At 69.7% G+C, this 14,991-nt stretch carries 7 protein-coding genes; 2 read left to right on the forward strand and 5 right to left on the reverse strand.

What is annotated here, in order from left to right; all coding sequences use genetic code 11:
- Positions 1–20 precede the first annotated feature (20 nt).
- From IF54_RS42870 to IF54_RS0137380, 5 genes are all read right to left on the reverse strand, one after another.
- Complete coding sequence (locus IF54_RS42870) at positions 21–1,196, reverse strand: hypothetical protein (protein ID WP_144316957.1); 1,176 nt, start codon at positions 1,194–1,196, stop codon at positions 21–23.
- Positions 1,193–6,457: an AAA family ATPase gene (locus IF54_RS0137365; protein ID WP_030327100.1), complete on the reverse strand. Its 5,265-nt coding sequence runs from the start codon at positions 6,455–6,457 to the stop codon at positions 1,193–1,195. Before IF54_RS0137365 ends, IF54_RS42870 begins: the two co-directional genes overlap by 4 nt.
- 236 nt (positions 6,458–6,693) lie before the next feature.
- A complete protein-coding gene (locus IF54_RS0137370) occupies positions 6,694–9,414 on the reverse strand; it encodes a TerD family protein (RefSeq protein ID WP_030327101.1) in 2,721 nt (906 codons plus the stop codon).
- On the reverse strand, positions 9,404–11,404 hold the full coding sequence (locus tag IF54_RS0137375) for a DEAD/DEAH box helicase family protein (protein WP_234439157.1): 2,001 nt from the start codon (positions 11,402–11,404) through the stop codon (positions 9,404–9,406). Before IF54_RS0137375 ends, IF54_RS0137370 begins: the two co-directional genes overlap by 11 nt.
- A gap of 62 nt (positions 11,405–11,466) precedes the next feature.
- Positions 11,467–12,000 carry a hypothetical protein gene (locus IF54_RS0137380; protein ID WP_234439155.1) on the reverse strand — a complete coding sequence of 178 codons (534 nt, stop codon included), beginning with the start codon at positions 11,998–12,000 and terminating at the stop codon, positions 11,467–11,469.
- A gap of 560 nt (positions 12,001–12,560) precedes the next feature.
- Here IF54_RS0137380 and IF54_RS0137385 point away from each other — a divergent pair.
- Together IF54_RS0137385 and IF54_RS0137390 are read left to right on the forward strand one after the other, a co-directional pair.
- Positions 12,561–12,824 (forward strand): hypothetical protein, encoded by a 264-nt coding sequence (locus IF54_RS0137385; protein WP_030327106.1) that lies wholly within the window; start codon positions 12,561–12,563, stop codon positions 12,822–12,824.
- Between the two features lie 2 nt (positions 12,825–12,826).
- Positions 12,827–13,789: a helix-turn-helix domain-containing protein gene (locus IF54_RS0137390; protein WP_030327107.1), complete on the forward strand. Its 963-nt coding sequence runs from the start codon at positions 12,827–12,829 to the stop codon at positions 13,787–13,789.
- The last annotated feature ends 1,202 nt before the right edge of the window (positions 13,790–14,991 follow it).

Genomic DNA, 14,991 nt, shown 5'->3' on the forward strand with positions numbered 1-14,991 from the left:
GCGTCGTCGCTGGGGCGCCCTCAGTCCTCGTCGTCGAGGGTGTCGTCGGCTGACTCGTGGTGGACGTTGACGCCGGCTCGGCAGCGCGCGGCGCCGATCGTGTCGTGCAGCCGGGCGAACAGGTCGGGCCGGATGAGTAGATCAGCTCCCGCGACCGCGGGCAGGAGTGGTTCGTAGTTTCCGTCGTGGACGAGGTGGCCGTGCCACTGGCGGCAGATCAGTGCCTCACCGGTGGCGTCGCTGAGGCTGAACCCGCAGATCCCCTCTGTGGGTTCAAGGCCGAGTGCGGCCACGACGCTGGCTGCGGGTGCGAGTACGTAGACGGGCAGGCCGAGGCCGCTCAGGGTGCGAGGGCGAGGCGTATCGATCAGGCCAGCGGTTCCAGCGTCAGTGAGGGCCGTCAAGGCCTGGTCTGCGGCACTGATGTGCTCGGCTGCTGACTCGGTTGTAAGGCCGAGTCCCAGGCGCCGCCACGGGCTGGTCCACAGCTGCCAGGAGGCCTGGCGGGCGGGTAGTGTGCCGGGCGGCGGGTCGTCGTCGAGGGCCTCCAGGCCGACGGCGATCTGCAGTTGGCGGGCGGGCTGATCCGGGTATCGGCGTGCAGGAGTGCGCTGCCGCTCGAACAAGCCGATCTGCACCCAGCCCTCGTGCGGACCTTCATCCACGCGAGCAAAGGCCATGGCGTTTCCCGGCAGGGACCGCAGGCCCGCGACCGAAGCGAAGCCGGAAGGCGGCCAGGGCTTGTCCGCTTGATGGCTCTCACTGAACCACGGTGCTGGATCAAGCGACCACGCCAGGGCCTCGGGACGAGTCAGAGGGCGGGGAATGCGGGCAAATTCGGCACGCAGGGCCGCGCGGGGGTCATCGCGCAGTCGCGCGGCCGCGCCGCGTTCGAAATTCTGGGCGTTGCCGAGATGTCCCGCTTGGGCAAGCGCGGCACGCAGGCCGGCGGCAGCGCGTTGCAGGGCGTCTTCGGCGGCGGCCTGATCGGCGAGATAGGCGTCGGGAAGCTGGCTGCGGCGTCCGTTGGTCAGAAGGTCCAGCTGCATGCGCATGAGCGTCTCGACGTCCGGAAGAGCATCGATCACGAGATCGATGACGGTCTCGCGGAGCCCGGCCGGACTGCCGGCGGCGTTTAGGCGGTCGCCCAGGTAGTGGTCGACGAGGTGGGTTGCGAACTCCCGAGGGTTGTTCATGCGCTGTCCTCGCTGGGGGAGAGGGCGGCGGCGATGGCGCGTGCGAGTGTCGGATGAGCTGCCGTTGCCGCAGGGGCGGGCGCCTGGTGGCCAGCGCGGGCCAGGATGGCGGACGCATCGGCACGGACGGACAGCACGTCACTGCCGCACAGCGTGACGAGCTGTTCGAGAAGGGCGGCATCCAGAGGTCCGTCGGGCAGGTGTCCTTGTAGGACGGTCAGGAGCCAGGTCAGGGGGCCAGCTCCGAGGTCGAAGGAGAGGACGCGTGCCAGGGCTGCCTGCGCCTGGCCGGAACGGCTGGCCAGCAGAACCGTCGCTGCGATCAGGGCGCGGCGCTTATCGCCGCGTTCGGGCAGGGCAATCGTGGCCAACGCAAGTTCGCACAGTGCGGTGTCGATGTCGTGTTGGGTCGCCTGCTCCGGCACCGGGTGGTAGGCACCCTGGCCGAGACGGGCACGGCCCGGCAGACGGTGGGCGATGACGCCATACGCCGCATCCCAGCAGGCGAAAGCGCTGACAGCCGGGGGTGAAGCGAGCGGGGGCTGAACAGCGAACGCCGAGACCAGGGCCAAGCTGACACCGATAGTGCGGCTGTAGGACGCCTCGGCGACGGCCTGGGCCACCTGGTCTGCGAGGTTGCGGGCTGCGGTGGCCGGGTCCGCGGAGTGCGCCTGCTGCCACAGATCCAGCCGGTCATTGCCGCCGAAGGAACGCCATCCGCCGCCGCCTCGCATCTTGGTGTAGGCGAGCATGCCCGCCGTGGCGGCGAGAGGGCCGAAGACACCAGGATCGCTGTCCTGGCGCAAGCGGAGCCCCGAGGCGAGGTCGGCCAGCAGCTCAAGAGGGTTGGAGGCGTTCATCTCGTCGGCGATCCGGTGCAGGAACTGGGCGGCTGCGTCTGCTCCCTGACCGTCGATGACCTCCAAGAGCCGCCACCCGACCGCATTGGCCAGGGCATCCCTCGACCACCGTGGGCCCGAGGGGGCATCGTATGCCTTGCTGGTGCGGTCACGGACCGCAGCAAGCGCGCCAGCAGCACCTACTGGCAGCGTCGGGCGCTGCTGGGCGTGCAGATACGCGTCTGTGGTGGGGTGCTTCTCGGGGCCGAACCAGTCACGTGAGGTGTTGTTGGGCACGGGGCGGGGCGCCCAGGGCAAGCCGCCCTCACCGCCACAACGCTGTGCTGCTGTGCGCAGCGCAGAAGTGGGCTCGTCCCCGGCAGCCTGCGATGCGGCGATCAGTGTCTGGTCGTCGTAGGTGGAGGTGATCGCATTGGCCAGCACCGGCAGGAGACGCGATGCGCGGGCCGCGTCGTCGCCGGGCAGGTCAGCAAGCCTGGTGAGCAGAGCAACGTCCTGCCGGATACTGCGGCCATCGGGTCCAGCGGCGATGCGGAGCGCGGTCAGGACGACGGGGTCGGCCGTGTCAGCCTGCGTGGCCAGCAGCTGCCGGTGGGCCGCGCTCACCCGGCCATCGGGCAGCCCGGACTCGGCCAGCAGCACCTGGGCGCCCAACTGCGCGGCACCCCGCGGATCCAGGCGCGCAAGGAAACGCCACCACTCCTGCGGCGTTCCCGCCGTGCCCCGCCCGTCGGTGCAGTCCGCGACGAGATAGACAAGAGGCTGCGCACGCGCCAGACGCACCTGCGCCTGAACGGGATCGGCCTGCATGAGCTGAGGCAGCGGATCCAGCAGCTCCTCGATGGTGATGTCCTTGTGACCGCCATAGGCCCCCATGTAGCGGGCGGCACGCTCCCAGCACCGCTGCGCCTCGTGCGGGTCGTCGCAGGCGAGACTCACGCGGGCCATCTCAAGCTCGAAGTCGGCGTCCTCCGCATACAGAGCACGGCGCTCGGCTTGCGCTCCGCGCAACGTGCGCATGAGCTCGTGCACGACGTCGGCCCCTGCCTGACCGACGCTCCCGGCGAGCAGGGACACCAGCTCCGTGGTGATCAGCGGGCCGGTTCCGGCCATGCCCATGAGAGAGGTGGTGGTGCCCTCGCTGACGGCTTGCAGGAAGGCGATGCCCACAGCGACATCATCGCCGCGCAGCAGGGCGACGGCGTCGTGCAACACCTGCCGCACCTGCCGGTGGATGTCCGCAAGATCGCAAGCCCGGGGGCTGCCCGTGAACGCGTGTGCATGCTGGGCAAGTTGTTCGAGCGCGACACGCACGGTGGCGGACGCGGTTTCGGCTGTGAGGATGCCCGCCTCGACGTCGCGGTGCAGGCCGACGGTGGCAAGGGTGAAGCGCAGCCAGGCACGGTAGAAGCCAACGCCGTCCAGGAGTGGGAGCAGTCGGGCGAGCGCCTGCGGATCGGCTGCATGGGCCACGGCCAGCAGTGTCAGCCACCTGTTCACCGGGCCGGACAGGCCACTGGCACGATCGGTCAGTACATCCTGTGTTGCTTTCGCGAGAACCGCGGCGATGTCCCCGGAAAAGAGCTCCTCGGCAAGGTCCGACACTGCCACACCATGGCGGAGCAGGCGCCGCGGGTCGCACGGCCCGCTGGCCCAGGCCGCGGTGGCCAGCGCGCGGGCAGACGGCAGCGCGCCGCCCGCCGTGCCATGGGCATCCGCAAGGTGCAGCAAAAGGGCCGCGCGCCGGTCGGGCTGCTCGATGAGCTCCGCGCTCTCGAGCAACGGCTCTGGACCCAGACAGTCCAACAGCACACCCAGCACATCCTCAGGCGACGTCAGAGCCTCCTGGTCGAGGAACCGGGCCACCCGCTGCGCGAGCGTACGCGGGACCTGCCCGAGCTCGACATCGTCAGCAGCCCGGGCTGGCAACCGGATCCGTCCGCGCAACTCCGCCAGGAACACCGACTCATCGCTCTCGGATCCGTAGTGGACACGCTCATCCTTGCGTGCCTTGTCCCAGGCCGTCAGGTACGCCTCCCACGGGGCGGCACAGCCGGCCCGGTCGACCGCCGCACACAGCTGCAGGCCCCACCGCGCCGCCATCGTGGTCACACCCTCGTACATCAGGCTTGCCGCCACGCGGTCGGCTCCCACCAGCGCCACCAGCACATCCGCATACGGCACCAGGGAACCCGGCAGGCCTTCGTCCTCATACGTCGCCCGCGCCCGGCTCAGTTCGACGCAGCGCACCAGTGTGGGCCAGTCGTTGCGGACCGCCGCACGCCGCGCGGCAACAGTCAGAGTGTGGACGATGGCCTGAGGAGGCTGCAGCCCGGCAATCGCGCGGGAGAGGAAATCGGGTTCGATTAGCAGAGCGAGTTCGTCATCGCGCCCCAGAGCGGCCAGCAGTTCGGGCACGTGCCGGAACGCGCGGGGATCGGTGAAGAAGCCCCGCTGGGACAACCAATCGGCCGCCCGGGACCGGACCTGATCGACCCACCTGTCGTCGCCGTCGACCCGGCGGATGAAGCGGCTGAAGCTCTCATGATGGATCTTCAGTCCGCCGATACCCGGCTGCTGCGCGACGATCGGTGCCACACTGGTCAGCGCGGCACCAAGCTGCATTCCGGGCAGCGGGAAAATCTCCTCGAGCTCCGACGCACTCACAGCGAAGTCGCAGACCGCGAGCATGCTGACAGCAGAACGCTGCCCGGGGGTCAGACCGGCCAGCAGATAAGCGTAGTAGTCGTCGAGGTCATGCGCCGACGACGGCACCGCCCGCAACCTCTCCAGAGGATCGCCGGCACCATCCGGCGCCAGCGCCGCTCCCAGGCCCGGGGCAGGACCAACGGCCTGCCGGCACAAATACGTGGCGTACAGGGCGTTGCCACGAGAGCGCTCCTCGATCAGTGCGACCGCGGCCTCCGCCCGCGCAGCGGGATCGAGCCCCTCACCGGCAGAGGAGGACGCCAAGGCCGTCAACACGCCCAGACGGTCCGCCAGAGCATGCAGTTCGGCGCGGTTGAGCGGGGCAACCGTGAGACGGGAGGCACCGTCGTCGACGGCCTCGAGGTGAGGGCCGGGCTGACTGGCCAGGACGAGCACGACACCGGGCGGCAGTTCCAGGGCGCAGAGGTCCGCGACCAGAGAGGCCGCCGGGTCCACTCGCGGACGAAAGGCGCTGCCGGTGGTGGATCCAAGAACCCGGCTGACATGGTCGATACCGTCCACGATCAGCGCGATCGGCCGGTCCGGTGCCAGGCCGCGCGCGGCAGTAACCGCGGCCGTGAGCGTCTCCGGCGTGGCCGCGTAGCGTGGCCTGACCTGCGCCAGCGCCTCCGGAACGGCCGTCCCCAGCTGCTTCAGCAGGCTGCCGATCACGACCTCGGTCAGCACACGCTGCTCACGGTCGATGTCCGCAGCGCCGAGCCAGCAGTGATGCCGCACCGCCAGCCAGGTCTCCCGCAGCGCATCCCCGAGCTGCTCACACAACCACGACTTGCCGATGCCGGGAGCACCGGTGACCACCACGACACCCCCCTGCTGCGCAGCATCCTTCACAGCCGCGACCACGCCCGTGAGCACCGTAGGACGTCTCACCTCGGTGGCACGGTCCACGGGGTGCCCCTCACGGACCGCTCCGAAGTCGACTTCCAAACTCAGACGAGGAAGCAGGTCCTCGACCATCACGGTCCCCGCCCGGCTGCGCGCCGCTTTGGCCGCCTCGATCAGGGCCAGCGCCACCTCCTCGGGCGTGCGGTGCCGGTTCGGCGGCCGTCCGGCACCGAGTTCTTCGGTGATGCGGTGCAGCAAGGCCGCCTCGGCTGGCCCGGGCTCGCGGATGTTGAGCGAACACGCCGGAAGATCCGTGTCGACGACCAGGGAGGCGCAAGCGCGGTTGAGCAGGTCATCACTGACCTGGGCGAGCATCTCCTTCCACGGAGCGTGTGCACGCAGCGCAGCGGCGTCGAAACGGAACCGTTTGCTGCTCAGGCCGTGCAGTGCAGGCCCGGGATCGGTGCTCGCGTGGACCGGGCGCAGCACCCGGGTCAGCTCGGGATCCTCCGGCTCCATGTCGCGCACCACCAGGCGGTGCGAGGCACCCGGATCCGAGGTGAAGTCGTGGTCCATAGAGGAGAAGAGCAGATCCAGGCGTAGGCCTCGCTTGTCCTTCGTAAAACTCTCCAGCGACAACGCGCGGTCATAATCCGTGTGCTTAATCTGCAACCGCTCGCGGCTGCCGGTGCCCCACTCGCACGTGATGTCATCAAATCGGTCCCCGGTGAACATCTTCGTGTCGACCAGCAGGGAATTCGCACGTCCCACCGCCAGATCCACAAGCCGCAGCGCGGTGAGCAGGTCCTGGTAAGCGTAGCCAAGGTGTGTCGGGCGCAGCCCCATGCTCACCTCCAGCGTGCCTTGCTCACTTGGCACCCCCCATGGTGCGCGTCGCGGTCACCCTAACCTCCCTGACGTACCGGGACGGAACGGAAACCCAAGGGGAGATCGTGTGTGCAAGATCCAGCTGGCCCGGGAACACCTGGAAGGTTGGGCACCAGCAGCGGCTCTCGCACGCGAGATCGGCGGCGGCCGCACTTACCTGGTCGTCGACGGCTTCGCGTACCAGACAGGGGGCGTCAGGCTTCGACGTCGATGCCGTAGTCGGTGGCCAGGCCCGCCAGCCCGGTGTCGTAGCCCTGCCCGACGGCACGGGCCTTCCATCCGGTCGTGTGGCGATAGAGCTCCACCGCGATGGTGACGGTCTCACCCGAGGAGAAGGGGTCAGGTGTGAAGGCCAGTTGGGTGCGGGAGGGCTGGGTGATGTCTGCTTGCCACTGGGTGTGATGGTCGAAGACTGCGGCGGGTTGGGCCTCGAGGTCGATGCTGACGATGACGGCGATGGTTGCGATGTCGTCAGGGATGAGGCCCAGGTCGGCGGTGACAGTGTCCCCGCCGACGCTGACCCCGTCGTGACTGGGGTGGTTGTAGAAGACGAGGTCGTGGTCGCTGCGTACCTTGCCGTTGCGGGTGAGGAGTACAGCGGACACGTCAACGGGTGCGCCGGTGCAGGTGACGCGGACCGTCGTCGGCTCGGTACGGATGGCTGCGTTGGCTCCCCTCGTCCGCAGTTGCAGGGTGCCGCTCTCCTCGCCGGGTAGCGGGCTGGTGAGGGAGCGGGTAGTGGCCGGGGCCAGGCTGGCACGGGTCAGCGTTGCAAGGACGCGCTCGAGGATGGGCCAGCCTTCGGTTTCCTCGCCTGGCCAGGGCCAGGTCAGACGCTGGGCGCCGAACTCCTTGGCGGTCGGCGGCTGCCCGAGTGCTTCCTGCAGCTGGAGGTGGCGCAGGCTCTCGGTGGCCAGGCGGCTGAGCTGCCACTGCCGTTGGGTTTCTTCCGGGTTGTTCACCCAGGTGTCGTGGTCGACGGGCTTGCCGCCCAGCTCCTGGTACACCCGGCGGGCGAAGTCGTAGCCGTCCTCAGTCAGTAGGCGGGTAGGCCGCTCCTGTTGGGATGGCGTCGGCTCGCCGATGGCCGTGTACAGCGCCCCCAGGTCGCCGCCCGTCCAGTGGTTGGCTGCCGTGGTCGCGAACCGCGCGAACTGGGGCAGGGTGGGGGGACGCCCCTTGGCGGCGACGAAGCGGTGATGCTGGTGGGCGACCTCCTCCAACTGGGAGCGCCAGCGGCCCTCCACGTAGGCACCGAGATACTGCTCGGCCCAGGCCCGCCGGTGCCGTGTGATGAGATCCCGTACCCGCTCGAAGCCGTCCCGGCGGGCGCCGTGACTCATGCTGGAGGTGAACGTCACCTGCCCGTACGGGGTCTCGACCGTACTGTCCTCGCTGTCCGTGATCTCCTCCTCCGGCCCCAGGAGTTGTTCGGCGGCTTGCAGTTCGCGGAAGAAGGCGGTGTCGACCGGGCATCCGGCCGCGCGCAGGGCGGCCAGCGGCCTGCTGTAGTAGCGGTCGACACGGTCCAAGGTGGTGCGGGAGTAGGGACCTTCGCACACGAACCAGGCGGTCAGGCCCACGCCGTGCCAGAACTCGGCCGCGGGACCGAGGGCTTCGGCCATGGTCTGGTGCGGGCGCGGGTTGCTGACGATGCTGCCGGGATACCGCGCAAGCGTCACCGTCTCCCACAGCCGCCCCACCCGTTCCAGGACATCGGCGGGCAGACGCTGCCGGTACAACTGAGGGGTGTACCCCTGCTCGGTCCGGTTCAGACTCATTAGATCCTGATCGACCAGCCCCCACAACGACGGCATTCCCCGTGACTGGCCGGCATGCGCCTGGTCGAAGCCCGCCCACCAGCCGCGCAGGGCCGCAGCCCGCTCCTCCACTGGAGACAGAGAACTGCCGCCGCCGAGGAAGGCCGCGAGCATCGCATGGACCTCGTCCTCCGCGATGCCCGCCTCGGCTGCCATGCCGGCCGTCTGCGTGGCCATGCCGACGTACAGACGAGGCTCGGGCAGAGCGGTGATGATCTCCTCATCCGGGTGAGGGGGAGCCTGAAGGTAATCCAGCACCGCCAGCCAGTCGCCCCCGAAGTACGCGGAGACGACCGGCTGCAGCTCTTTGGTGAGCACCCGGCGCGCCAGGGCTGTTCCCGTCCTGGCCTTCTTGGCGAAACCAGCCATCAGCCCTTGCAACCGCTGGATCCGGTGACGTGCGGCAAGCTGCACGAGGTCGGCGGCGGCAAGGGTGTCCAGCAAACGAAGGCGGGCCTGCTGCTGTCCCGCACGGTCCAGCTGGTGCCAGCCGCCGCCGAAGCGGAAGGCTTCCAGCGCGCTCTCGTCGATGCCCAGCAGCCGGTAACGCTCCTCGATGAGTGTCCAGAACCGCTGCTGTTCTGTGCGCGGGAAGATCTCTCCTGCCGCCCGCAGCCGGATGGGCTGAAGCAGTGTCTCGAACAGCGGCACCAGCAGCGCCCACAGCAGCACCGTGTCCCAGTCCTCCACAGCGGTGAGGCGGGCGGTGTCATCGGCGGCCAGTGTCAGAGCGTGGCCAGGGCGTTCCCGCAGCAGATACGGCAGATTGACTGCCCCTGCCTTGAGCGAGAGTTTCTGGGGCAGGTACCACGCGCCGAGCCGCTGCTGCTCCTGGACCCCGAAGGCGTTGGTGCAGAAGACTTCCTCTTCCCGGGTGAGGGCCGTCACCTTGGCGGTGTCCGGCGTGTGGCGTCCTCGGCCGGGGACGACGGTGGCCACCGGCCGTCCGGCGAGCCCTGCGGCCAGCAGTCTGGCCGCCAGGGCGTCGATGTCGGCGAACCGTTGCTGCTGCCCGGCCGCCCGCTCCAGGGTGAGCGCCTGCTCGGGACTGCATTCCACGGCCGGCTGCCACCAGCGTGTCGGGTCACTGGCCACCGGTCAGCCTCCGCATGGTTTCGACGAACTGCTCAAACGGCACCGGGGCAGCGGTGTTCTGCGCATAGACGGCGTAGCGCTGGGCCATCAGCTGCATTTCCCGCTCCGTTCTTCGGGCCTCCACACGGTCCAGCTCGTGCACCACGCGCTGCTCGACGCGTCCGCGCTCGTACAGCACGAACGCGTCCACCCCGCCCAGACCCCCGCCGGCCCCCTCCGCGGCGCCGCCGGGGCCGGGGAGATCCCCTTCCATGGTGGTGGCGTCGATCAGCGGGACATCCAGGAGCACAGCGGGATCCATGTCGTTGTCCGCGCACATGGCCTCCAGATGCTCCTCCAGGCCGAGTTCGGCATGGCAGACCACGTCCAGGTACTGCTGGCCGGCAGCCACCGCGGTCTGGCGCAGGACGCGGACACCGCGGCCGACGAACTGGTAGAACTCGCCGAAGCTGCCATAGGGGCGCAGCGGCACGACCACGGTGATGGGCGGGAAGTCGTAGCCCTGGCCGAGCATCCGCAGCTGCACGATGCCCTGCAGATCTCCGGCGTCGGACTCGAAGCGCCGCCGGGTGGAGGCGATCGCGGAGGCGGGCATGCTGTGGTGCAGCGTGGCACTGGGGATCCCGTACTCCTCGGCGATCCGCGCGATCTGTTCAGCATGCGCCTGGCCCATCGCCGCGAACAGCACCCTCGGCTTGACTGGCGCCAGCAGCTTGGCCTGTGCATCCAGACACGCCCGCGTCACGGCCATCACCTGGCGGATCGGCGCCTCGGACTGTGCGGTGATGCGTGCCATCTTCCGCTCGTCGCCCAGCGTGGCCAGCAAAGCATCACGGCCCACGATCTGCTCGCGCCGCCCGTCCGGCCACACCGCCTCATACACCGTCGACGCCACCTCGGGAGCGAACCGGTGCACCCGCAGGTTCTTCGCCGACCCGTCCGCGACGGAGTCGACCAGCCGGTAGCGGTAGACGACATCGGCGTCGATCGGCTTGCCGTCCAAACGCTGGAAGCACGCCGACATCAGCAGTGTGCGCGCACCCTGGAAGTGGGCGAACAGCCGCTGGTAGGAGGCGCTGGCCGCGATGTGCGCCTCGTCGACGACGATGAAGTCGATGTCCTCCGGCTCCAGCTTGGCCAGCAGGTCCCCGTCACTGTCGCCCGTGCCTAGCGCATGGAAGTTGGTGACCAGGATGTCCGCGGCCAGGAGCCGCTCACGGCTGACCTGGCTGATCTGCCCGTCGTCCGCGTCCAGGACGAGCGTGGCCGGCGGACGGGCACCGGGCAGCAGCGGCCCGCCCGCCAGCCCATACAGGACGTTGCCCGGTATCCCCGGATCGAGGGCCTTGGCGAAGGTGCCGCGGATGACCGAGCCCGGGGTCACCACCAGCGCCCGCCGTCGGCTGAACGACAACGCGGCCGCCACCCCCAGGGCCGTCTTGCCCGACCCCACCGCCATCACCGCAGCCGCATGCCGGCCGCCGGAGGCGTAGTAGTTCGCCAACGCGGCCAACGCCTCGTCCTGGCACTCCCGCAGCGGCGCCCGGTCCACCCTGGCCCGCACACCGGCGAAGTACGCCCCGCCTGAAGGCAGTTCGGCACCGCCAGGCGGATCGGCGGCCCGCATCGGATCGCCGGCCATGTCCGGGATCCCGATGCGCGGCACGGCAGTCACCAGCGGCGCCAGGAGCGGATCCTGCCTCAGCATCGCCTGCAACTGGGCCACACAGCGCGCCGTGTCCGTACGCACCGCATCGTAGGAGAACCGCAGCACCGTCAGGCCGGTCGCGGCCAGATCGTTCTGTCGCAGCCGGTCGTAGGTGAACGCGGCCCGGTCACTGTGGAAGGCGAACCCGTCGAGCTCGACGGCCAACTGCAGCGCCTCACCCGCGATCAGGTAGTCCAGCCGGTAAGTGCGCTCGTTGACGGTGACCGGGTGCTGGCTGTGCACCTGTGCAACGATCGACGCGTCCACGGCCGGCGTGAGCACCCACCGCAAGAACGCCTCCTCCAAGTAGGAGGCAGCTGGGATCAGTCGCTCCAGGCCCGCACTCATGACGATCCCCCCTGTGCCGCAGCCTCGGCAACCAGCGCCTGGGCTTTCTCCGACAGCCGGGCCGCCACATCCTCGCCCTGCCCGAAACGGGCCAACCGCCGCGCCAGCTCAAGTGCTTCCGTGAAGGCGCCCTCGCGTTCCAGCAGGCCGATCAACCGTGGCACCGAGGACACCCGCACAAACGCCGCCGGAGCATCAGTAGTGTCGAAGGACACCGCGTGCGGGATTGCTTCCATCAACTCCAAGTCCAGCAGGGCGAACACCTCAAGCGCGGCGAGGGCGCCAGGCTCCGCACGACGTGTACTCCACAGCCGATCGACCGCGCTCTGCAGAACAAAGTGGTAGTCCCTGGCCGAGCCCGGAAGCTCCAGCGCCTCCCAGACACGGGCGATCAGCTCAGCGCCGCGCGCGTCGAACGGCACATGCCCGCTGGCCGGTGTCGCAGACGTACTCCCCTCGGCGGTCGGCCACATCGGCGAGCCGTACGACTCGTCCGGACGAACCCCTGCGCCCGGCAGCGCCTCCCGCATGACACCCGGGCTCCCGGCAAAGGCAAGGCCAGGGACAGCCGCCATGCGCTCAAACCACGCCCCCACGTTCCCCCTTCACACAAAGAGGCCTGCACCCTCACCTACAGCGAAGTCGCCCCACCCGCCCCCTGCGGTACTTCATTGTCGCAGCCACTCTCTCTGCACCCCGAAAGCGGATATGTACTCCGCTCTCCGTCACCCACCCGGGCCGACTGCCGCCGGCCGAAGAACGGGAACCAGACGCCCTTGTTGCCCACTCGACCTCGTGTCCGGAGTCGGGAATTTCGCTTCACGCGCCTCTCGGCCAGCTGCACCAGGGACGGTGCAGGCCCTGGACGGGTTCGGGTCAACCCGATTTTCCAGGTGGTCTGAGCAGGGACGAACGACGTACCTGCGTTTCACGACGGTGAACACGTCAGCCTGAACGGGCGCCGATCAGGCTGGCCTTGAGAGCGTCGGCGAGGGAACCTTGAGGCATCGACGGCGGGATACGCCTCGCACCGATCCCTTCCCGAATCACCGGGGTTGGGTGCCTCACCTCTACCTTCCTGGAGCTGCTCATGTCCGCCTTTCCCCTGCCCGCCGCCAGCCCCGAGCCGCCGGCGTTCTGCGCCAGCCACCTCCCTGCCCGCACCCAGTCGAGTCGGCTGGGCATCCCCGAGGTCGTGGTCATCGTCGTGGTCGTCCTGGCATCGGCCGGACTGGCCGCCGGCAACCGGCCCGTCCCGGCCGCGCTGGTCGTGGTGGCCGCCGCAGTGGCCGACCTGATCACCGGCCGCCGCTCCAGCGACGTCGCCAAGCCCTCCCGCCGCCGCAGCCGGTGACGATGGGCCGCCCCACCAAACCTGTCGCCGTCGGCACCAGCCCCCGGCTGCGGGCCCTGGCCGCCTACCTGCGTCAGCTCAAGGACGAGACCCGTACCACCTACGCCACCCTGTCCGAGCGCACCGGCCCACCGAACGCGCCCGGGTACCGCGGAGCCTCCACCCTCAGCCAGGTCGCCCGCGGCACCCACCTGCCCCCGCTCGAGACTGTCCTCGCCTACGCCCGCGCTGCCGGCGACCCCGGCAGCCACTCCACGCAGCGGCGGGAAGCGACAGCCCTGAGCCTGTGGAAGGCAGCTGCGATCGAGAAGGCCCGCCCGCACCTGGCCGGCCGCGGCCGACGGACCCGGCAGGTCCGCACCCCCGCCTCCCTGGGCCAGGAACTGACGCGGCTGCGCCTGCGGGCCGGCCGGCCCTCTTACAGCGCCATCGAGAAGGCGACCAAGGCCGACGGGCACCGTGTACCGCGTTCGACAGCCCACCTGATCCTCAACGGGAAGGTCCTGCCCAGCCGAGAGCAGCTGTCCGCGCTCCTGAAAGCCTTCGACGTGAGCGTCGCGGACGCCGCCCAGTGGCACGCGGTCCTCGACCGCATCGAGGACCGCCGGCGACCGCCCGAGCCGCCCCGGCGAGGGGGAGGGTACGCGTGCGCGGACGCCGACCCGGCCGTGCAGGAGTACCTCGAACGCCGCGAGCGCGACGAGGAGATCAAGCGCCGTACCGGGCAGATCTATCCGGACGAGACGTACGAGGACTACGAGGAACGGATGCGCGAAAGGGCGTTCCAGCAGCAGACCTCGGACGACTGGCTGTACGAGGACTACGACGAACCCGAGGGCGACGATGAGCCGGAGGACGAGGCCCAGAGGCAAGCACGGGCCGCTGAGCAGGCCGCCTTCCGAGCCCAGCTGAAGGCCTTGGCGGAGCGCGCCACCCCCACGGGACAGGTTGCCGATCGCGCCTGACAGCTCTACCGGCCTACCGTCTTCCGCCCAGCGCCACCGATCCTCCCTGGCAGGATCGGGCGTGATCACCCGCGACTCCAACCCTGGCGTTACATAACCTCGGCCAATATTATGTACCGTCAGCTAGACTGGGCGGCAGCGTTACATTTTTGGCGGCGCGATCGTTCCGCATCTGCTGGCGGCCGCTGCCGAGCCGACTGCCCGACCTTCCCCTCGCAACCCGCTTGCCGCTTCTGCTCTTGGAGTCCCCGGGTGTCCTCCTCGCGTTCATCCCATACCGCCGGTGAGGCGTCTTCCGGTGCTGCCGTGCCGGACAACCCCGCCCACGCTGCTCCGCCTGCAGCCTCGACGGAGCCGTCCGACCAGGCTCCGCGCTGGGCGGGCAACTGGCCCCTGAGTTTCCCGACACCTCCCACACCATCCGCAGCGGCCAAGACAGCCTCCGAAGACGCCAGCCGCCGACACGGCGAGGACAGTCAACCCGAGTCAGTTGAGGGCCCGTTGGGCGAGCTGGGAACAACCTCCACCGACCCTGACGCGGAAACACCACACGCCCTGGCGCGCACCGGCCCGGCGACGCTGCACGAGGCCCGCAGCACACTCAAGCAGCTGATCAACGCCGCCATCGAAGGGCACCCCACGCCCCTGACACGTGGCCCGCACCATGCACTGCTGACCACCCCCGCCCACGCAGCCGAACTGGGCTGGGACCTCACCCAAGCCCCCACCCACAGCTTCGTGGACGCCCGAAAAAGGCTCGGGGATCTGATCCGGTACGGCGCGGAGGGTCACCCTCAAGTGCTGTGCCGCCACAAGACCCCCGTCGCCGTACTGCTCGCCGCAGCCGCGGACGGCACCCCCATCCCGCCCGCACTTCAAGCCGAGCCCGCACCCGACACAGCGGCTCCGGCTGCAACGGCAGCCCCGGACTCCGCCACAACACCCCCTGAGGGCCAGCAAGCAGTCAAGCGACCGCTGCACCCACCACGCCCTCGGAACCACAGCCGGAACCGGCGCCGGCAGCCCTAGACACGCCTGCACCTGTCCACACACCCCCCGCCTCACCCAGCACCACCCCAGCCCCCGGCCGCCCCCCCCCCCCCCCCGCACTTCAAGCCGAGCCCGCACCCGACACAGCGGCTCCGGCTGCAACGGCAGCCCCGGACTCCGCCACAACACCCCCTGAGGGCCAGCAAGCAGTC

Source organism: Streptomyces sp. NRRL B-3229, from assembly GCF_000719505.1.
GTDB lineage: Bacteria > Actinomycetota > Actinomycetes > Streptomycetales > Streptomycetaceae > Streptomyces > Streptomyces griseorubiginosus.

Excerpts from the sequence above, each read along its gene's own strand:
- IF54_RS42870 (WP_144316957.1), bottom strand. The coding sequence starts at position 1,196 with ATGAACAACCCTCGGGAGTTCGCAACCCACCTCGTCGACCACTACCTG.
- IF54_RS0137365 (WP_030327100.1), bottom strand. The coding sequence starts at position 6,457 with ATGGGGCTGCGCCCGACACACCTTGGCTACGCTTACCAGGACCTGCTC.
- IF54_RS0137380 (WP_234439155.1), bottom strand. The coding sequence starts at position 12,000 with ATGCGGGAGGCGCTGCCGGGCGCAGGGGTTCGTCCGGACGAGTCGTAC.
- IF54_RS0137385 (WP_030327106.1), top strand. The coding sequence starts at position 12,561 with ATGTCCGCCTTTCCCCTGCCCGCCGCCAGCCCCGAGCCGCCGGCGTTC.
- IF54_RS0137390 (WP_030327107.1), top strand. The coding sequence starts at position 12,827 with ATGGGCCGCCCCACCAAACCTGTCGCCGTCGGCACCAGCCCCCGGCTG.